The following is a 19,524-nucleotide window of genomic DNA, read 5'->3' as shown; positions in this document are numbered from 1 at the left end:
GGTCGCCGCCGCCGTCGCGGTGCCGGCCCTCGGCTGGTACGCGGGACGCGCCGCCGCCCGGGCCGGCGACCGGCCGGTGACCGCCTTCCGGGCGGTGCTGGTGGTGGCGCTGATCGATGTGGTGCTGCTGGTGGCGAACGGCCGGGTGGTCTGAGAAGTTTCCTGCGCGGGTGGCATTGCCGGGTCCGCGTGCGGGCCTCGATCAGCTCCAACTACCCTGGAGCGCGGTCTGCGCGGGTATGGCCACCCCGTGCCCGGGGGTCGACCGGGCGGGGATCGTGACGAGGAGGACCGACGTGACGCGCTCGATCAGGGGTTCCCGGGGGCCGGCCCTGCTGCTGGCCGGCACGGCGGCGGCGGCGAGCCTGCTGCTGTCCGGGTGCGGCGCCGGGCAGATCTCCGAGACCGCCAACAAGATCCCGTCGGTCCAGGGCGTCAACGTCCAGACCTCCGACAACCTCTACAAGGTGCGCGGGCTCTACGTGCAGTTCCCGGGGCCGAAGGGCTACGAGGCGGGCGCGACCGCGCCGCTCAACGTCGTGATCTACAACGACAGCGAGGCCCCGGTGACCGTGACCGTCACCACCGACAGCGCCCGCGAGATCCTGCTCACCGGCGGCGCCGGGTCCAGCGGCGCGGCCACCCCGACCGGCTCGCCGACCGAGCCGGCCTCGGCCTCGCCGACCCCCGCCGACCCGAGCGCCTCGCCCAGCCAGTCGCTCGACGTCACCGGCTCGCCGTCGGCAGGTGGATCCGCCTCGGCCAGCCCGTCCCCGTCGGAGAGCGAGTCGGCGCCCGCCGGCCAGCCGGCCCGGATCGAGATCCCGGCTCTCTCCTACGCCCAGCTGAACAGCGGCAACCCGCGGTTCCTCCAGCTGGTCGGCCTGAACCAGAAGCTGCTCGTCGGCCAGCAGGTCAACCTGACCTTCGACTTCGGCGGCGGCAAGGTGATCAAGACCCCGGCTCCGATCGGCGTTCCGCTGACCCCCGAGGCCGAGCCGTCCGCGGTGGTGAACCCGCGCGAGCACTCGGCCGAAGAGGGTGGCGTCGAGGGCGGCAGCCACGGCTGACGCCTCCCCCGTTCCGTCGACACCGCCGGTCGTGGCCACCGCCACGCCGGCGGTGTCGCCGTTTCTCCGGTGGGCTTTCGTCGTACCGCCCGGTTAGCGTCCTGTGGTGACCTCGCCCCGATCCACCTCCTCCCGCGCCGGCGCCGGCCGTGGTCGCGCCGCCGCCCGCGAACCCCGCCCGGCCTACGAGTGCGACGCGTGCGGCCACCAGCCGCCGAAGTGGGTGGGTCGGTGCCCGGAGTGCGGCGAGTGGGGCTCGGTGGTCGAGTGCACCGTCACCGGCCCGCTGGTCTCCGGCCGGGTGGTCAGCTCCCGGATGCCGGCCGAGCCGGCCCGGCCGATCGCCACCATCAGCGCCGCGCCCGCGCGCGCCCGGCCCACCGGCGTCAGCGAGCTCGACCGGGTGCTCGGCGGTGGTCTGGTTCCCGGCGCGGTGGTGCTGCTGGCCGGCGAGCCCGGCGTCGGCAAGTCCACCCTGCTGCTCGACGTGGCCCAGCAGTGGGCCGCCGGTGCGGGCAGCCCGTCGCTCGTGGTCAGCGGCGAGGAGTCGGTCAGCCAGGTGCGGCTGCGCGCCGAGCGCATGGGCACCCTGCACGACCAGCTCTACCTGGCCGCCGAGAGTGACCTGTCGGCGGTGCTCGGCCACCTCGACGCGGTCAAGCCGGGGCTGCTGGTGCTGGATTCGGTGCAGACCATCTCCACCACCGGCACCGAGGGGGTGCCCGGCGGCGTCACCCAGGTGCGCGCGGTCACCGCGGCGCTGGTCGCGGTGGCCAAGGAGCGCGGCATCGCCACCGTGCTCGTCGGGCACGTCACCAAGGACGGCCAGGTGGCCGGTCCGCGGGTGCTGGAGCACCTGGTCGACGTGGTGCTGCACTTCGAGGGCGACAAACACTCCTCGCTGCGGATGGTGCGCGGCGTGAAGAACCGGTTCGGCGCGGCCGACGAGGTGGGCTGCTTCGAGATGCACGAGGGCGGCATCAGCAGCCTCGCCGACCCGTCCGGTCTCTTCCTGACCCGCTATTCCGAGCCGGTGCCGGGCACCTGCGTGACGGTGGCGATGGAGGGGCGCCGGGCGCTGGTCACCGAGGTGCAGGCGCTGATCGGGGCCACCGTCGCCGGCTCGCCCCGGCGCACCGTCTCGGGCCTCGACGGCGCTCGGCTGGCCATGGTGCTCGCGGTGCTCCAGCGACGCACCGAGCGGCTGACCTTGCACGACCGGGAGGTCTTCGCCGCCACGGTCGGCGGCATCCGGGTGGTCGAGCCGGCGGCCGACCTGGCCGTGGCGCTCGCCGTCGCGTCCGGCGGGCTCAACCTGGCGCTCAACGCGCACCTGGTCGCCATCGGCGAGGTCGGGCTGACCGGCGAGGTGCGCCGGGTCGGTGCCGTCCCTCGACGGTTGGCCGAGGCGGCCCGGCTGGGCTTCCGGCTGGCCCTGGTGCCGCCCGGCTGCGGCCCGGGCAGCAGCGGTGTCGCTCCGGAGAACATGCGGGTGATCGAGGTCACGGACGTGCGGGCCGCGCTCCAGGCTGCCGCACGGGCGTCGGCGGAGTGACGGTGGGTAGCGCTGGGGCGGGAGCGGTCGGGCGAATCGGACAGGGCGCGCGAGTGGGAGGCGACCGCCGGAGCCGGGCATCGTGACACATCACAGTAACCACGAGAGCACCCACCGCACCGCAGTCCGTAGACTGTGCCCGTGCCGATCGACCGCGATGCCACCAAGCCCGCAACGGCGACGCCGCACGCCCGCACCGGCGCCGTGAGCGGCAACCCCGCCCGTGCCGCCATCAGCGTGAGCGTCACCGGGAGCGTCGGCGGGGCCGGTGGCGACCCGTTGCGGGCCAATCTCGCCCTGATGGCACCGGGCACCGCGCTCCGTGACGGTCTGGAGCGGATCCTGCGCGGTCGCACCGGCGCGCTCATCGTGCTCGGCTACGACAAGGTGGTCGAGCAGATCTGCACCGGCGGCTTCCCGATGGACGTCGAGTTCTCCGCCACCCGGGTCCGCGAGCTGTGCAAGATGGACGGCGCGGTGGTCCTGTCCAGCGACGGCACCCGGATCGTCCAGGCCGGCGTGCACCTGATGCCCGACCCGTCCATCCCCACCGAGGAGTCCGGCACCCGGCACCGCACCGCCGAACGGGTGGCGCGGCAGACCGGCTACCCGGTCATCTCGGTCAGCCAGTCGATGCGGATCATCAGCCTCTACGTCAACGGCCAGCGGCACGTGCTCGACGACTCGGCGGCGATCCTGTCCCGGGCCAACCAGGCCCTGGCCACGCTGGAGCGCTACAAGCTGCGGCTGGACGAGGTCTCCGGCACGCTCTCCGCGCTGGAGATCGAAGACCTGGTCACCGTCCGCGACGCGGTGGCCGTCGTGCAGCGGTTGGAGATGGTCCGGCGGATCGCCGACGAGATCGCCGGCTACGTGGTCGAGCTGGGCACCGACGGCCGGCTGCTGGCGCTCCAGCTCGACGAGCTGATGGCCGGCGTGGACGCCGACCGCACCCTGGTCATCCGCGACTACCTGCCCGTCGGCCGCAAGTCGCGCACCCTCGACGAGGCGCTCGTCGAACTCGACCTGCTCACCGCCACCGAGCTGATCGACCTGGTGGCGGTGGCGAAGGCGATCGGCTATCCGTCCGCCTCCGACGCGCTCGACGCCGCGGTCAGCCCGCGTGGGTTCCGCCTGCTGGCCAAGGTGCCCCGACTGCCGGCGGCCGTGGTCGACCGGCTGGTGGTGCACTTCGGCAGCCTCCAGCGGCTCCTCGGCGCGACCGTGGAGGACCTCCAGGCGGTCGAGGGCGTGGGCGACGCCCGCGCCCGGGGCGTCCGCGAGGGGCTGTCCCGGCTCGCCGAGGCGTCCATCCTGGAGCGGTACGTCTGACCCGGCTCAGCCGGTGACGGTCAGCTTCACCGGCTCGCTGATCTTGGTGCCCACCCGGGCGAAGACCTGGTACGTGCCGATCGGGGCGTAATCGCCACTGGCCAGCCCACCGGCGCACCTGTTGTCCAGCCGGCCGTTCCAGCCCAGCTCGTAGGCGCGCTCGAAGTTCGGCGTGAACGACTGCACGTCGTTGCCCTTGCCGGTGCCGCAGGTGTCCGACGACCAGACCTTCTCCGCGCCGGCCTTGACGTACAACTCCTGCAGGTCGGCGCCGACGTTCCGGCTGCACGTGCGGTCCGAGACGTTCTTGACCTTGAGGCGCAGGGTGACCACGGTGCCCCGCTGAGCGCTCGTCGGCACCGCCACCGGCGTCACCAGCAGCTCGGAGTCGGTGCAGGTGCCGTCGTCGGAGACCGGTTGCCCGGACGCGCCACCGTCGCCCGTTCCCGAGCCGCCCCCGTCGCTCGTGCCGCCGCCGCTGTTCGTTGCCCCGCCGTCGGTGCCCGCGTCGCCGGAGGCACCCGGCGTGGGCGACGGGCTGCCCGACTGCGGGCTCAGCACCGAGCCGGAGGGTGCCGGGGCCGCACCGGCGGTGCCGCTCGGCGACGGGTTGCCGGACGGTGTGCCGGAGTTGCGGTCCGTGCCGGTGCAGGAATAGAGCAGCACAATCAGGAAGAGCAGACCCGCGCCGAGCACGACGGCACGACGCCGCCAGTACACGGCGGGGGGCAGGGGGCCGACCGTCAGACGCATGATGCGCCTACCGTATCCGCGTGACGCTCGGCGCGCCGGTCCGACGCGCCGGAGACACCGCCTCGCCCGGCCCACGATGTCCACAGTGGAGCCGAGCGGTCACCGAGCGCCGCCGCCGGACCACTCGCGGTCAGAGATAGACCTGGCGTTGGTAGACGGCGTGCGCCCCGGCCACCCGGTCGAGGAACAACAGCCCGGCGCAGTGGTCGATCTCGTGCTGGAGCGCGCGCGCCTCGAAGCCGTCGGTCACCAGCCGCACCGGTTCGCCGCTGCCCGGCAGCGCCCCCTCCACCACCAGGCGGCTGGCCCGCTTCACGTCCCCGGTCAGGTCCGGCACCGACATGCAGCCCTCACGACCGGCCTTCCAGCGGGTCGCCTCCACCACCCGGGCGTTGCAGAGCACGAACGTGCCGTGCACCGTGACCGCCTTCGGGTGGCCGGTCACGTCCACCGCGAACACCTGGGCGCTCACCCCGACCTGCGGGGCCGCCAGGCCCACACAGCCCGGCGAGACCCGCATCGTGGCCACCAGGTCGGCGGCGAGTCGCACCACCTCGGGCGACGTCGGGTCGACCTCCGGGCCCGGCCGGCTCAACACCGGCTCCGGGGCGGCCACCACCGGACGTACCTCACCGGGGACGCCCAGCTTCTCCGGCGTCCAACCGCCCAACCCGGCGTACTCCGGCGCGGTCACAGCAGGTCCGTGTCCGCCGGGCGCAGGCTGACCCCGACGCCCAGCTCCGCCGCGGCGCGGGTGAGCCGGCCGGCCACCTCGTCCGCGCTGCCCGACGGCAGCTCGACCTCGGCGACCACCACGTAGAGCGATCCGGTGAGCCTGGTGCTCAGATCGGTCACGTTGCCGCCCGCGTCGGCCAGCACCCGGGTCATCGCCGCGACGATGCCCATCCGGTCGGCGCCGTGCACCGCCAGCACGTACGGCTCGCCGGCGGTCGTACTGCCGCCGTCCGGCGTGACCGCGCGGACGGTGGCCAGCAGGTGCCCGTCGGCGGCGAGCGGGGCCAGCGCGGCCTCCACGTCGGCGGCGGCCGGGCCGACACAGATCAGGGTCATCGCGAAGTGTCCCCGCAACCGGGTCATCGTCGAGTCGGTGAGGTTCGCGCCCAGTCGGGCGAGGACCTCCGCGACGTCGGCCACGATGCCCGGCCGGTCCCGGCCGATGACGGTGATCGCGAGCTCGTTCATTCGGACATTCTGCCCCGCCCCCCATGATCGGCCGCGCCGGCCCACCCGGTCGCCCAACCAGCGGGATCCCCGTCCGTGACATCATCGTCAGCGCCATGACTGAGCCCACCTTCGCCGCCCAGGTCAGCCGCTGGTTCGAGCGCAACGCCCGTGACCTGCCGTGGCGCCGGCCCGGCATCGGCGCCTGGGCGATCCTGGTCAGCGAGGTCATGCTCCAGCAGACCCCGGTGGTGCGGGTGGTGCCGGCATGGGAGGCGTGGCTGGCCCGTTGGCCGGAGCCGCGCGCGCTGGCGGAGGACACCCCGGCCGAGGCGATCCGGATGTGGGGCCGGCTCGGCTACCCCCGACGGGCGGTACGCCTGCGCGAGTGCGCGGTGGCCGTCGTGGAACGGCACGGCGGCGTGGTACCCGACCGGCTGGACCAGCTGTTGGCGCTGCCCGGCGTCGGTACGTACACGGCCCGCGCGGTGGCGGCGTTCGCGTACGGACAGCGTCACCCGGTGGTGGACACGAACGTCCGGCGGGTGGTGTGCCGGGCGATCGCCGGCGAGCCGGACGCCGGACCGACCACCCGCCCGGCCGACCTGGTCGCCACCGAGGAGCTGCTGCCGGTCGAGCCGGCCGCCGCCGCCCTGGCCAGCGCGGCGTTCATGGAACTCGGCGCGGTGGTCTGCACCGCCCGCGCGCCCCGGTGCGCGATCTGTCCGGTCGAGTCGAGCTGCGCCTGGCGGGCCTCCGGCCAGGCGGCCCCGGCCGGCCCGACCCGCCGCCCGCAGCGCTACGCCGGCACCGACCGGCAGGTACGCGGGCTGCTGCTCGCGGTGCTCCGGGAGACCATCGGCCCGGTGCCGCACCAGCGGCTGGACCAGGTCTGGCCCGACGACGTGCAGCGGGCCCGCGCCCTGGCGGGTCTGGTCACCGACGGCCTGGTGGAGCCGGTGGGCGAGGAGTCCTTCCGTCTGGCCGGCGACGGCCCCGCCATCCCCCTCCTCTAACCACCCTTCCCCCACCCCGCGCCCTTCCCGTTGATCATGAAGTTGGCGGGGACAAGTCGGGCACCAAGGATGGTCAACTTCGTGATCGTCGGGGTGGGGCGAGGTGCGGTGGCATGGGAAAGGCGACGGCCCCGGCGGCTTTCGCCTACCGGGGCCGTCGCCCTTGTGCTCCCGCTATGCGGCGTCGTCCGCGCCGGTGGCGGCGGTGCCGCCGAGGTCCGCCGGGACCGCGTCCGGCACGGCGTCCGGCCGGTCCGCGCCCCGGAAGACGAGCTTGGACTTGTCGATGTTCTCGGGGTCGCCCTCGCAGTCCACCACCACGATCTGACCCGGGGTCAGCTCGTTGAACAGGATCCGCTCGGAGAGGTTGTCCTCGATGTCGCGCTGGATCGTGCGACGCAGCGGCCGCGCGCCCAGCACCGGGTCGAAGCCCTTCTTCGCCAGGTACTTCTTGGCGTTGTCGGTCAGCTCCAGACCCATGTCCTTGTTCCGCAGCTGCGTCTCGATCCGCTGGATCATGATGTCGACGATCGAGAGGATCTCGTTCTCGCGCAGCTGGTGGAAGACGATGGTGTCGTCGATCCGGTTCAGGAACTCGGGCCGGAAGTGCTGCTTGAGCTCGTCGTTGACCTTCTGCTTCATCCGGTCGTAGTTCGACTCGGAGTCCTCAGAGGCCTGGAAGCCCAGCGAGACGGCCTTCGCGACGTCGCGGGTACCGAGGTTGGTGGTCAGGATGATGACCGTGTTCTTGAAGTCCACGATCCGGCCCTGACCGTCGGTGAGACGCCCGTCCTCCAGGATCTGCAGGAGCGTGTTGAACACGTCCGGGTGGGCCTTCTCGATCTCGTCGAACAGGACCACCGAGAACGGCCGGCGACGCACCTTCTCGGTCAGCTGGCCGCCCTCGTCGTAGCCGACGTAGCCGGGAGGGGCACCCACCAGCCGGGAGACCGTGTAGCGGTCGTGGAACTCGGACATGTCCAGCTGGATGAGGGCGTCCTCGCTGCCGAACAGGAACTCGGCGAGCGCCTTGGACAGCTCGGTCTTACCGACACCGGACGGACCGGCGAAGATGAACGAGCCCGACGGGCGCTTCGGGTCCTTCAGGCCGGCCCGGGTCCGCCGGATCGCCTTCGAGACCGCCTTGACCGCGTCCTCCTGGCCGATGACGCGCTTGTGCAGCTCGTCCTCCATGCGCAGCAGGCGCGAGGTCTCCTCCTCGGTCAGCTTGTAGACCGGGATGCCGGTCCAGTTGCCGAGCACCTCGGCGATCTGCTCGTCGTCGACCTCGCTGACGACGTCCAGGTCACCGGCCTTCCACTCCTTCTCCCGCTGGGCCTTCTGACCGAGCAGCTGCTTCTCCTTGTCGCGCAGCTGCGCGGCCCGCTCGAAGTCCTGCGCGTCGATCGCGGACTCCTTGTCGCGGCGCACCTGGGCGATGCGCTCGTCGAAGTCACGCAGGTCCGGCGGCGCGGTCATCCGACGGATCCGCATCCGCGCGCCGGCCTCGTCGATCAGGTCGATCGCCTTGTCCGGCAGGAAGCGGTCGGAGATGTAGCGGTCGGCCAGGGTGGCCGCCGCGACGAGAGCCGCGTCGGTGATGCTCACCCGGTGGTGGGCCTCGTAGCGGTCCCGCAGGCCCTTGAGGATCTCGATGGTGTGCGCCAGCGAGGGCTCACCCACCTGGATCGGCTGGAAGCGGCGCTCGAGGGCGGCGTCCTTCTCCAGGTGCTTGCGGTACTCGTCGAGGGTGGTGGCGCCGATGGTCTGCAGCTCGCCACGGGCCAGCATCGGCTTGAGGATGCTGGCGGCGTCGATCGCGCCCTCGGCCGCGCCCGCACCCACCAGGGTGTGGATCTCGTCGATGAACAGGATGATGTCGCCGCGGGTGCGGATCTCCTTGAGCACCTTCTTCAGGCGCTCCTCGAAGTCACCGCGGTAGCGGGAACCGGCGACCAGGGCGCCGAGGTCGAGCGTGTAGAGCTGCTTGTCCTTGAGCGTCTCGGGCACCTCGCCCTTGATGATCTTCTGGGACAGGCCCTCGACGACGGCGGTCTTGCCGACGCCCGGCTCGCCGATCAGCACCGGGTTGTTCTTGGTGCGGCGGGACAGCACCTGCATGACCCGCTCGATCTCCTTCTCGCGCCCGATGACCGGGTCGAGCTTGCCCTCGCGGGCGGCCTGGGTCAGGTTGCGGCCGAACTGGTCCAGCACCAGGCTGGTCGACGGCGCGGCCTCACCCGGCGCGGCGCCCGCCGCGGCCGGCTCCTTGCCCTGGTAGCCGGAGAGCAGCTGGATCACCTGCTGGCGGACCCGGTTCAGGTCGGCGCCCAGCTTCACCAGGACCTGGGCGGCGACGCCCTCGCCCTCGCGGATCAGGCCGAGCAGGATGTGCTCGGTGCCGATGTAGTTGTGGCCGAGCTGCAGCGCCTCGCGCAGCGACAGCTCCAGCACCTTCTTGGCCCGCGGCGTGAACGGGATGTGCCCGCTCGGCGCCTGCTGGCCCTGGCCGATGATCTCCTCGACCTGCTGGCGCACGCCCTCCAGGGAGATGCCCAGGCTCTCCAGAGCCTTGGCGGCGACGCCCTCACCCTCGTGGATGAGGCCCAGCAGGATGTGCTCCGTACCGATGTAGTTGTGGTTGAGCATCCGGGCCTCTTCTTGGGCCAGGACGACAACCCGTCGCGCTCGGTCGGTGAACCGCTCGAACATGCCCTCGTGCTCCTCACGTGCCGTGCGCCTTGATGGTCAGATCTCGGCGGGGCCGGTGCGCGGACGTCCGGGACGGCGTCCGTGCCTCCTTACTCTATCGCCGCGGACCGTCTCCGCTGAGGTCGTGTGTCCCCGCGAATGACCGTTCCGACGTCGTTTCTGACAACCGTCCACGCTCAGGAGGTGTTCCGGGACCCCCGCCTGTACGCGCAGAGCGAAATTCGACCGGCGGTGGAAAGTCCCGGTCGGGGGGTTCTGGCGGGGTGAACGCGCCCGCCTCGGTCGTCCACAGCCTGTGGACGGAATCTCCACCGCCTGTGGACAACCGCTCCGGGCGGTGGTTTCTTCCCACCGCCGACCGGTCCGCCGGGGTCGAACGGGCGGCCCGGGGCGGAACCCGACATCCGGCACGGTCGGGCGGAAACGGCGACGCCGGCCCGGAGTCGCACTCCGGTCCGGCGTCGGGTCGCCCGTCTCGCGAGGTCGGGTCAGTGCCCCGCCTTCGCGTGGTACTCGTCCACGATCTCCTGCGGGATCCGGCCCCGGTCGGAGATGTCCTTGCCGGCCTTCTTCGCCCACTCGCGGATGGCGCGGTTCTGCTCACGGTCGGCGGTGGCGCCGCCCCGGCCACGCGCGGCCCGGCCGCCCACGACCACACCCCCACGACCGACCCGCGTGCCGTGCGCGATGTACGTCGCGAATACGTCGCGCAATTTTTCAGCGTTGGAGGCGGAGAGGTCGATCTCGTACTGCACGCCGTCGAGCGCGAACTTGACAGTCTCGTCAGCGTCCCCGCCGTCCAGGTCATCGACCAGCTTGTGAATGATCTGCTTGGCCACGTCCCACATTCCTTTCGAGCAGGGTCACGCTCCTGCGAATACTCGCAAGCACGATAACCCGCCCGATGCTTGCTCCGTCAATAGGACCGGGTAACGAGCCGGAGAAGCTTTGCGCCCCTACTCGGGCCGGACCAACGGGAACAGGATGGTTTCCCGAATTCCCAGGCCGGTCAAGGCCATCAGGAGCCGGTCGATTCCCATTCCCATACCGCCGGCCGGCGGCATTCCGTACTCCATCGCCCGGAGAAAGTCCTCGTCGAGTCGCATCGCCTCGTCGTCGCCACGCGCCGCGAGCTGCGCCTGGGCCACCAGCCGCTCCCGCTGCACCACCGGGTCGACCAGCTCGGAGTACGCGGTGCCCAGTTCGAATCCGAGCACGTAGAGGTCCCACTTCTCGGCCAGGCCCGGCTCGCTGCGGTGCGCCCGGGTCAGCGGGCTGGTCTCCTCCGGGTAGTCGCGCACGAACGTGGGCGCCTGCAGGGACGGCACCACCAGTTCCTCGAACAACTCCTCGGCCAGCTTGCCCGGCCCCCACTTCGGGTCGACGGAGAGGCCGACCTTGTCCGCGTACTCGACCAGGCGTGACCTTTCCGTGCGGACGGTGACCTCCTCACCGAGCGCTTCGGAAAGAACACCGAACAGCGTCACCGACCGCCACTCGCCGCCCAGATCGAACTCCCGGCCGTCGGCGTGCGTCACCACCGTCGAGCCGGCGACCGCGACGGCGGCCTGCTGCACGAGATTTCTCGTCAGCTCCGCCATCGTGTCGTAGTCGCCGTAGGCCTGGTAGGTCTCCAGCATCGCGAACTCGGGCGAGTGCGAGGAGTCGATGCCCTCATTACGGAAGTTGCGGTTGATCTCGAAGACACGGTCGACGCCACCGACCACCGCACGCTTGAGAAACAGTTCCGGGGCGATTCGCAGATACAGATCGGTGTCGAGCGCATTGCTGTGGGTCACGAATGGGCGGGCCGCCGCACCACCGTGCAGCAACTGCAGCATCGGCGTCTCGACCTCGATGAAGTCCTGCCCGTGCAGGGTGTCCCGCAGGCTGCGGACCGCGGCGGCCCGGGTGCGGACCATCTGCCGGGCCTGCGGGCGCACCACCAGGTCCACGTACCGCTGGCGGACCCGGGCCTCCTCGCTGAGTGGCTTGTGCGCCACCGGCAGCGGGCGCAGCGCCTTCGCGGTGACCGCCCACTCGTCGGCCAGCACCGACAGCTCGCCGCGCCGGCTGGTGATCACCTCGCCGGTCACACCGACGTGGTCACCCAGGTCGACCAGGCGCTTCCAGTCGGCCAGCCGCTCCGCGCCGACCCGGTCCAGCGACAGCATCGCCTGGAGCTCGGTGCCGTCGCCGTCGCGCAGGGTGGCGAAGCAGAGCTTGCCGGTGTTGCGAATGAAGATCACCCGACCGGTGACCGAGACCCGGTCGCCGGTGGCGGTGTCGGTGGGCAGCTCGGCGTAGCGCTCGCGGAGCCGCGCGAGCGTGGTGGTCCGCGGGAAGCCGACCGGGTACGGCTCGACCCCCTCGGCGAGCATCCGGTCCCGCTTCTCCCGGCGGACCTTCATCTGCTCGGGAAGGTCGTCGGCGGGGTCGGTGGGCAGGGCGTTCTGCTCGGTCACGGCACGCTTCCTCAGGCCTCGGGAACCAATGGCGGGGTCAGCCCATGAGCGTACTCAAGCGAATTGCGGACCGTTACGGGATAACCTGCCCGCCATGACCGACCCCACTGCGGCGCTCTCGTTCGGCGGCGCCGCCGCCGCGTACGACCGGTTCCGGCCCCGCTATCCGGAGGCGGCCCTGCGCTGGGCGCTGGACGGACTGGACACCCCGGCCCGGGTGGTGGACCTCGGTGCGGGCACCGGCATCCTCACCCGGGGTCTGCTGGCGCTCGGGCAGCACGTCGTACCCGTGGAGCCGGATCCGGGGATGCGGGCCCAACTGGCCGCCGCCACGCCGGACACGACGGCGCTGGCCGGCAGCGCGGAGGCGGTGCCACTGCCGGCGGGGTCGGCGGACGCCGTGCTGGTCGGGCAGGCCTACCACTGGTTCGACCGGGACCGGGCACACGCCGAGGTCGCCCGCGTGCTGCGCCCGGGCGGCACGTTCGCACCGGTGTGGAACCTCCGGGACGAGCGGGTCGCCTGGGTCGCCGAGCTGACCCGGATCGCCCACCTCGGCGACACCGCCGACGACGTGACCAACCGGTACGGCGACTTCGGCCCCGCCTTCACCCCCGCCGAGGTGGGCGAGTTCGCACACGCCACCACGCTCACGCCGGACCAGGTGGTGAACATGCTGCACACCCGCTCGTACTGGCTGACCGCCACGCCGGCCGAGCGGGCGCGGATCGACGACGGGCTGGCCGAGCTGTTCGCCGACCACCCCGACCTGGTCGGCCGGGACACCGTCGAGCTGCCGTACCGGACGCTCGTGCTCCGGGCGCGCCGGCGTTAACAGGGGGCCCTTCCTCTACCGGAGGCGTTAACAGGGGGCCCTTCCTTGCACCTCAGGTGTTGCGCTCGTAGACCATCCGGAGGCCGATCAGGGTGATCATCGGTTCGTGGTGGGTGATGGTGCGGCACTCGCCGAGCACCAGCGAGGCCAGGCCGCCGGTGGCGATCACCGCCCGGACGTCGCCCAGCTCCTCGGACATCCGCTCGACGATCCGGTCGACCTGGCCGGCGAACCCGAAGTAGAGGCCGGCCTGGAGGCACTCGACGGTGTTCTTGCCGATCACCGAGCGCGGCCGGGTGGCCTCCACCTTGCGCAGCTGGGCGGCCCGGGCCGCAAGCGCGTCGAACGAGATCTCGATGCCGGGCGCGAACGCTCCGCCCAGGAACTCGCCCCGGTCGCTGATCACGTCGAAGTTGGTGGTGGTGCCGAAGTCCACCACGATCGACGGCCCGCCGTAGAGCGTGTACGCGGCCAACGTGTTCACCACCCGGTCCGCGCCCACCTCCTTCGGGTTGTCGATGGCGAGCTGCACGCCGGTGCGGACGCCGGGCTCGACGATGACGCTGGGCAGGTCGGCGTAGTAGCGCCCCAGCATGGTGCGCAGCGAGCGCAGCGCCGCCGGCACGGTCGAGCAGGCGGCCACCCCGGTGATCTCCACGGCGTCACCGGCCAGCAGCCCACGGAACATCAGGCCCAGCTCGTCCGCGGTGGAACGGGCGTCGGTCTTGATCCGCCAGGAGTGCACCAGCTTGTCGCCGTCGAAGGTCGCCAGCACGGTGTTGGTGTTTCCGATGTCGATGCAGAGCAGCACAGCGGCAGCCTAGACGGTCATTCCTCGCGCAGGTCGAGGGCGATGTCGAGGATCGGCGAGGAGTGGGTGAGCGCGCCGACCGAGAGGTAGTCGACGCCGGTCGCGCCGTACTCGGCCGCCACCGGCAGGGTCAACCCGCCGGTCGCCTCCAGCTCCGCCCGGTCGCCGACCGCGGCCACCACCTCGCGCAGCTGCGCCGGGGTCATGTTGTCCAGCAGGAGGAACCCGGCCCCCGCCTCGACCGCCTCCACCGCCTCGGCCAGGGTGTCCACCTCCACCTGCACCGGGACCTCCGGGAACGCCTCCCGGACCCGGCGGAACGCCGCCCCGATCCCGCCCGCGGCCACCTTGTGGTTGTCCTTGATCATGGCGACGTCGTACAGGCCCATCCGCTTGTTCGTGCCGCCGCCGGCCCGGACCGCGTACTTCTCCAGCGCGCGCAGCCCCGGCGTGGTCTTGCGGGTGTCGAGCACCATGGCCTTCGTGCCGGCGAGCGCGTCGGCCCAGGCCCGGGTGTGGGTCGCCACCCCGGACATCCGCGACAGCAGGTTGAGCGCCGTCCGCTCGGCGGTGAGCAGCAGCCGGGTCGGCCCGGTCACGGTGGCCAGCACGTCGCCGCGCGCCACCCGCTGCCCGTCGTGGGCGACGAGTGACACCTCGACCGTACGGCCGGCGCCGGTCACCTCGCCCACCAGCTCGAACACCGCGGCCGCCACCGGCAGCCCGGCCACCACGCCGTCCGCGCGCGCCACCAGGTCGGCCGTGTCCTGCTGCTCGGCCGGAATGGTGGCGACGCTCGTGACGTCGAGGAAGTCCGGGCCCAGGTCCTCGGCCAGGGTGTCGACGACGATCCACCGGACCCGCTCCGGGTCCAGGCCGCCGTCCCGCAGCGCCCGCTCCGTCGCCTCCGTCATGACTGCCTCTCCTCCCAGCGTTCGGCCACCCGGCCGTCCGGGCCCACCTCGGCCACCAGGTGGCCCAGCCACCTGCCGTCGGCCGACGGGAAGTCCTCCCGCCAGTGGCAGCCCCGGGTCTCCCGCCGGGCGTACGCGGCGGCGACGAGCGTCGACGCCACGGTGATCAGGTTCGTCGCCTCCCAGTCGGCGGTACGCGGCACCCCCCGACCCGCCCCCAGCCCGGTGAGCGTGTCGGCGGTGTCGGCGAGCGTGTCCGCCGAGCGGAGCACGCCCGCGCCCCGGGTCATCGCCCGTTGCAGGTCCGCCGTGCCCGCCGCCGGCACCAGCCAGCCCTGCCCGCCGACCCAGGCGCCGGTCTCCGCCGGGCGGGCCTGCTCGGGCAGGCCGGCGGCGATGTCCTCGGCGATCCGGCGGGAGAAGACCAGCCCCTCCAGCAGCGAGTTGCTGGCCAGCCGATTGGCGCCGTGCACCCCGGTGCAGGCCACCTCGCCGCAGGCGTACAGGCCGGGGATCGAGGTGCGACCGCGCAGGTCGGTCCGGACGCCGCCGGACGCGTAGTGGGCGGCCGGGGCCACCGGGATCAGGTCGGTCGCCGGGTCCACGCCGATGGCCAGGCAGGACGCCACGATGGTCGGGAACCGCCGGGCCAGGAAGTCGCCGCCGAGGTGCCGGGCGTCCAGGTAGACGTGGTCCGCGCCGGTGGCGAGCAGCACCCGGTGGATGCCCTTGGCCACCACGTCCCGGGGGGCCAGTTCGGCCAACTCGTGCTGGCCGACCATGAACCGCTTGCCGTCACCGTCGACCAGGTGGGCGCCCTCGCCCCGCAGCGCCTCGGAGACCAGCGGCTGCTGGGCCAGGCCGGCGCCCGGCCCGCCGGCCGGCACGATCAGCGCGGTCGGGTGGAACTGGACGAACTCCACGTCGGTGACCGCCGCGCCGGCCCGCAGGGCGAGCGCCACGCCGTCGCCGGTGGAGACCGCCGGGTTGGTGGTGGCCGCGAAGACCTGGCCCATGCCGCCGGTGGCCAGCACCACCGCCCGGGCCAGGATCGCCCCGACGCCGTCCTCACTGCCCTCGCCGAGCACGTGCAGGGTGATGCCGCAGGCCGGGCCGAGGCCGTCCGGGCCGTCGCCGGGAGCGCGCAGCAGGTCCAGCACGAGAGCGTGCTCGACCAGCCGGATCCACGGGTCGCGGTGCACCGCCGCGTGCAGGGCCCGCTGGACCTCCGCGCCGGTGGCGTCACCGCCCGCGTGCACGATCCGGTCGGCCCGGTGGCCGCCCTCCCGGGTGAGCATCAGCGAACCGTCCGGGTTGCGGTCGAACTCGGCGCCGATCCGCATCAGCTCGCGGAGCCGCGTCGGGCCCTCCTCCACCAGCGCCCGCACCGCCGCCGGGTCGCAGAGGCCGACGCCGGCCACCTCGGTGTCGTACGCGTGCGCGGTCGGGCTGTCCGCCGGGTCCAGCACGGCGGCGATGCCGCCCTGCGCCCAGCGGGTGGAGCCCTCGTCGATGTCTACCTTCGTGACGACCGTGACGTGCAGGCCGGCCTCGCGCAGGTGCAGCGCGGCGGTCAGTCCGGCGACGCCGGAGCCGACCACGATCACGTCGGTCGTCTCCACCCAACCGGGCGCGGGCGCGGCGAGCAGCCGGGGCAGCGCCGGCAGGTCGACGGTGGATAGGTCCATGGGCACAGTCAACCCGAAGGGTCCTCGTCCCGGGTGGCGGGGGCGGGACGAGTGGTTTCGGCTACCGCGTCCGGAGCGGCAGCCCGGCCGGGCCGGCGCCCTTCAGCGAGGCGGTCACCTTGCGGTCGCTGAGCCACAGGTAGCACCGGACGCCCCGGTCACCGACCGCCCAGCGGGCGGCACCGGGCGGGCGCACCACCACGCCGCTGCGGTAGCGCAGGACCGGGTCGGCGGGCACCCCGGTCCACCGGGCGACCGCGCCGTAGCAACCGTCGTAGAGCGGCGCCCAGTCCGCCGGCCGGCTCGGGTACGGACGGGCGGGCGCGACCCAGACGCCGACGAACTCGGCGTCGTGCGCCACCGCGCACTCGACCGGGGTGAGCGTCTGCACCCGTCGCCGGTCCTGGCCGGTGCGCTGGCAGCCCAGGCGCAGCGGGGACGGCGGCTTGAGCGCGTCCCGGAGGCTGCCGGTGCGGGTCACCACGGTGGCCCCGGCCTCGACCGTGTCCAGCTCGGTCAGGTCGCACCGGAACCAGCGGGAGCCGGCCGTCCAACCGGGGCCGGTGGGCACCGCCACGGCCAGCCGGAGCCGCCCGGCCCGCCAGTCGTCGCCCAGGTAACCGCCGGCCCGGGTGTCGCACTCGGCGAAGGCGGTACGCAGTTCGGGCGAGTCGAGCGGCGGCGGCGTGGCCCGGACGGCGGTGAACGCCCCGACGTGCACGGTCTCCACCCGGTGCGGCACGTCGCAGCCGACCGGGGCGTAACCGGCCAGGCCCACCGTCGGGGTGAAGTCGCCGACCTGGCAGACCCCGGCCGCCGGGGTGAACGGACCGGGCCGACCCATCGGCGCCCAGTCGTCGGTGAGGTCCCCGTCCAGCCCGCCCGCGGAGGCACACCCCACGAGCACCACGGTGGCGACCACGGCGGCGACGAGGCTGCGCAGCGTACGGCCCATCGCGCCTCCCCCAGCCCGACGACCGTCGATTCCGACGGTCCGCTCAGGGTAGCCGAAAATGACCTTCCGGTAACAGACCGCGCCGGGCCTCACCTCCCACCCCACTGATCTTGCACTTACCGCCCCGACAAAAGGGGCGAGCAGGACAAACAAGGGGGCGAAAGTGCAAGATCGACGGCGCGGGGGCGGGTTAGGGCAGGGGGGCGGCCAGGGGGTTGGGGACGGGGGCGCCGGCGGTGCCGGGGGCGGCGGTGGTGGGGTCGGCGTTCAGGTCGACGACCCTGTTGTCCGCGTCGACGTGTACCACGCGGGGCTGCCAGGCGCGCGCCTCGGCGTCGTCCATCTGGCCGTACGAGATGAGGATGACCAGGTCACCGGGGTGCACCAGGTGCGCGGCGGCACCGTTGATGCCGATCACGCCACTGCCCCGGCGACCCGGAATCACGTACGTCTCCAGGCGGGCCCCGTTGGTGATGTCCACGATCGCGACCTGCTCGCCGGGGATCAGGTCCGCCGCGTCGAGCAGGTCCTCGTCCACCGTCACCGAACCGACGTAGTGCAGGTCGGCCTGGGTCACCGTGGCCCGGTGGATCTTCGACTTGAGCATGGTCCGGAGCATCGAGGTGCCTTTCCGCATTCGTGCTGGGGTCAGGGACGCGGCGCGAGGTGGAGCGCCGTGTTGTCGATCAGTCGGGTGGCGCCGACCCAGGCGGCGATCAGCAGCCGGGCCGGGCCGGCGACCGGGCCGGGCTCCAGTTCGGCGTCGGTGAGCACCAGGTAGTCGAGGCGGGCGTCCGGCGTACCCGGGTCGAAGGCCCGGTGCGCGGCGGCCAGCACCGCCCCGGCGTCGTCGCCCCGCTCGGCCGCCGCGACACCCGCGCGCAGCGCCGCGGACAGGCTCAGCGCGGCGCGCCGCTCCTCGGCGGACAGGTAGCGGTTGCGGCTGGACAGGGCCAGGCCGTCCGGTTCGCGGACGGTGGGCACGCCGACGATCTCGGTCGGCACGTCCAGGTCGCCGACCATCCGGCGGACCAGGGTCAGCTGCTGGTAGTCCTTCTCGCCGAAGAAGGCCAGGTCCGGGCGGGTGAGCTGGAGCAGCTTCAGGACCACGGTGAGCACGCCGTGGAAGAAGCCGGGCCGGCTCAGGCCCTCCAGGTCCTCGCCGAGCGGGCCCGGGTCCAGGCGCACCGTCGGCTGGCCCTCCGGGTACATCTCGGCCACCGACGGCGCGAAGACCAGGTCCACCCCGGCCCGCCGGCAGATCTCCAGGTCGGAGTCGAGCGTGCGCGGGTAGCGGTCGAAGTCCTCGTTCGGCCCGAACTGCAACGGGTTCACGAAGATCGTCACCAGCACGTGGTCGGCCCGCTCGCGGGCGGCCCGCAGCAGCGTCTCGTGCCCGGCGTGCAGCGCGCCCATGGTCATCACGACACCGACCGTCCCGGTCAGCCCTTCCCGGGCCACCGCCAACTCCTTGCGCGTGTGCAGCACCTCGACCATCAGTGCCTCCCCGTTCGCGCCTGCGGGGCTCGCAACCCCGGCTCACTCCTCGCGCTCACCAGACCGCCCATCGTTCGCGCCTGCGGGGCTCGCAACCCCGGCTCACTCCTCGCGCTCACCAGACCGCCCATCGTTCGCGACTGCGGGGCTCGCAACCCCGGCTCACTCCTCGCGCTCACGCCACGACCTCCATCCCGTCCAGCACGTCCCGGAGCGACGCGGCGTCCGCCGGGCGCAGCCGGCCCGCCGCGACGGCGCGGTCCGCCGTCCGTCGGGCCAACGCCAGGTAGGCCGGTACGGATTCCGGCGCGGTCCGCGCCAACCGGTCCAGATGCCGGCGTACGGTGCCCGCGTCGCCCCGGGACACCGGGCCGGTGAGCGCGTCGTCGCCGAGCCGCAGGGCGTTCTCCAGGGCCGCCCGCAGCAGCGGGGCGAGCACCTTCTCCGGCCGGTCCACCCCGGCGTCGCGCAGCCGGTCGGCCGCCTCGTTGACCAGGGTGACCAGGTGGTTCGCGCCGTGCGCCAAGGCCGCGTGGTAGAGCGGCCGGTCGGCCTCCCCCACCCACTCCGGCACGCCGCCCAGGTCGGCCACCAGCCGGGCCGCGAACGGGCGCAGCTCGGCCGGCGCGGTCACGCCGTAGGAGCTGCCGGCGAGGCGGGACAGGTCGTCCGGCGTACCGGTGAACGTCATCGCCGGGTGCAGCGCGAGCGGCCGGGCGCCGGCCGCGGCGGCCGGGGC

Annotated in this window: 18 protein-coding genes; 5 read left to right on the top strand and 13 right to left on the bottom strand. The window is 73.0% G+C overall.

Annotated features, from left to right (window positions below; genetic code table 11):
- Nucleotides 1-296 precede the first annotated feature (296 nt).
- The 3 genes from HUW36_RS07985 to disA all read left to right on the top strand — a co-directional run bounded on the left by HUW36_RS07985 (nt 297) and on the right by disA (nt 3,957).
- Nucleotides 297-1,070 carry a hypothetical protein gene (locus HUW36_RS07985; RefSeq protein ID WP_174527536.1) on the top strand — a complete coding sequence of 258 codons (774 nt, stop codon included), beginning with the start codon at nt 297-299 and terminating at the stop codon, nt 1,068-1,070.
- A 103-nt stretch (nt 1,071-1,173) separates the two neighbouring features.
- Nucleotides 1,174-2,625 carry a DNA repair protein RadA gene (gene radA, locus HUW36_RS07980; RefSeq protein WP_174527535.1) on the top strand — a complete coding sequence of 484 codons (1,452 nt, stop codon included), beginning with the start codon at nt 1,174-1,176 and terminating at the stop codon, nt 2,623-2,625.
- Between the two features lie 141 nt (nt 2,626-2,766).
- A complete protein-coding gene (gene disA, locus HUW36_RS07975) occupies nt 2,767-3,957 on the top strand; it encodes a DNA integrity scanning diadenylate cyclase DisA (RefSeq protein WP_174527534.1) in 1,191 nt (396 codons plus the stop codon).
- Between the two features lie 6 nt (nt 3,958-3,963).
- Here disA and HUW36_RS07970 read toward each other — a convergent pair whose 3' ends face one another.
- The 3 genes from HUW36_RS07970 to HUW36_RS07960 all read right to left on the bottom strand — a co-directional run bounded on the left by HUW36_RS07970 (nt 3,964) and on the right by HUW36_RS07960 (nt 5,913).
- Complete coding sequence (locus HUW36_RS07970; protein WP_174527533.1) at nt 3,964-4,710, bottom strand: hypothetical protein; 747 nt, start codon at nt 4,708-4,710, stop codon at nt 3,964-3,966.
- 130 nt (nt 4,711-4,840) lie between these two features.
- Nucleotides 4,841-5,404 carry a peptide deformylase gene (locus tag HUW36_RS07965; RefSeq protein ID WP_174527532.1) on the bottom strand — a complete coding sequence of 188 codons (564 nt, stop codon included), beginning with the start codon at nt 5,402-5,404 and terminating at the stop codon, nt 4,841-4,843.
- Complete coding sequence (locus tag HUW36_RS07960) at nt 5,401-5,913, bottom strand: glycine cleavage system transcriptional repressor (protein WP_174527531.1); 513 nt, start codon at nt 5,911-5,913, stop codon at nt 5,401-5,403. Before HUW36_RS07960 ends, HUW36_RS07965 begins: the two co-directional genes overlap by 4 nt.
- Before the next feature lie 95 nt (nt 5,914-6,008).
- Here HUW36_RS07960 and HUW36_RS07955 point away from each other — a divergent pair, with 95 nt between their 5' ends.
- Nucleotides 6,009-6,908 (top strand): A/G-specific adenine glycosylase, encoded by a 900-nt coding sequence (locus HUW36_RS07955; protein ID WP_174527530.1) that lies wholly within the window; start codon nt 6,009-6,011, stop codon nt 6,906-6,908.
- Between the two features lie 174 nt (nt 6,909-7,082).
- Here the strand turns inward: HUW36_RS07955 and HUW36_RS07950 are convergent, their stop codons facing one another.
- The 3 genes from HUW36_RS07950 to lysS form a co-directional block, all read right to left on the bottom strand.
- A complete protein-coding gene (locus HUW36_RS07950) occupies nt 7,083-9,620 on the bottom strand; it encodes an ATP-dependent Clp protease ATP-binding subunit (protein WP_174527529.1) in 2,538 nt (845 codons plus the stop codon).
- 488 nt (nt 9,621-10,108) lie between these two features.
- Nucleotides 10,109-10,459 carry a histone-like nucleoid-structuring protein Lsr2 gene (locus HUW36_RS07945; protein WP_174527528.1) on the bottom strand — a complete coding sequence of 117 codons (351 nt, stop codon included), beginning with the start codon at nt 10,457-10,459 and terminating at the stop codon, nt 10,109-10,111.
- Nucleotides 10,460-10,576: 117 nt separating this feature from the next.
- Nucleotides 10,577-12,085, bottom strand: a complete 1,509-nt coding sequence (gene lysS, locus HUW36_RS07940; RefSeq protein ID WP_174527527.1) for a lysine--tRNA ligase — start codon at nt 12,083-12,085, stop codon at nt 10,577-10,579.
- A gap of 94 nt (nt 12,086-12,179) precedes the next feature.
- Here lysS and HUW36_RS07935 point away from each other — a divergent pair, with 94 nt between their 5' ends.
- On the top strand, nt 12,180-12,920 hold the full coding sequence (locus tag HUW36_RS07935) for a class I SAM-dependent methyltransferase (RefSeq protein WP_174527526.1): 741 nt from the start codon (nt 12,180-12,182) through the stop codon (nt 12,918-12,920).
- 52 nt (nt 12,921-12,972) lie between these two features.
- Here the strand turns inward: HUW36_RS07935 and HUW36_RS07930 are convergent, their stop codons facing one another.
- The 7 genes from HUW36_RS07930 to HUW36_RS07900 all read right to left on the bottom strand — a co-directional run.
- On the bottom strand, nt 12,973-13,731 hold the full coding sequence (locus tag HUW36_RS07930) for a type III pantothenate kinase (RefSeq protein ID WP_099163401.1): 759 nt from the start codon (nt 13,729-13,731) through the stop codon (nt 12,973-12,975).
- Between the two features lie 17 nt (nt 13,732-13,748).
- Nucleotides 13,749-14,645 carry a carboxylating nicotinate-nucleotide diphosphorylase gene (gene nadC / locus HUW36_RS07925; RefSeq protein WP_174527525.1) on the bottom strand — a complete coding sequence of 299 codons (897 nt, stop codon included), beginning with the start codon at nt 14,643-14,645 and terminating at the stop codon, nt 13,749-13,751.
- A complete protein-coding gene (locus HUW36_RS07920; protein ID WP_174527524.1) occupies nt 14,642-16,333 on the bottom strand; it encodes an L-aspartate oxidase in 1,692 nt (563 codons plus the stop codon). The genes nadC and HUW36_RS07920 overlap by 4 nt, the downstream gene beginning before the upstream one ends.
- Before the next feature lie 61 nt (nt 16,334-16,394).
- Complete coding sequence (locus HUW36_RS07915) at nt 16,395-17,288, bottom strand: septum formation family protein (protein ID WP_174527523.1); 894 nt, start codon at nt 17,286-17,288, stop codon at nt 16,395-16,397.
- 190 nt (nt 17,289-17,478) lie between these two features.
- Complete coding sequence (gene panD / locus HUW36_RS07910; protein WP_174527522.1) at nt 17,479-17,907, bottom strand: aspartate 1-decarboxylase; 429 nt, start codon at nt 17,905-17,907, stop codon at nt 17,479-17,481.
- A gap of 29 nt (nt 17,908-17,936) precedes the next feature.
- Entirely contained in the window at nt 17,937-18,785 is an 849-nt protein-coding gene (gene panC, locus HUW36_RS07905) for a pantoate--beta-alanine ligase (protein WP_174527521.1), read from the bottom strand.
- A gap of 175 nt (nt 18,786-18,960) precedes the next feature.
- A partial coding sequence (locus HUW36_RS07900) for a Rossmann-like and DUF2520 domain-containing protein (RefSeq protein WP_174527520.1) occupies nt 18,961-19,524 on the bottom strand: 564 nt, incomplete at its 5' end.

It is taken from the genome of Micromonospora maritima (assembly GCF_902825405.1).
Taxonomy (GTDB): Bacteria; Actinomycetota; Actinomycetes; order Mycobacteriales; family Micromonosporaceae; genus Micromonospora; species Micromonospora maritima.
The sequence above is the reverse complement of the archived record's forward strand: the minus strand, read 5'-3'. Positions and strand labels throughout refer to the sequence as shown.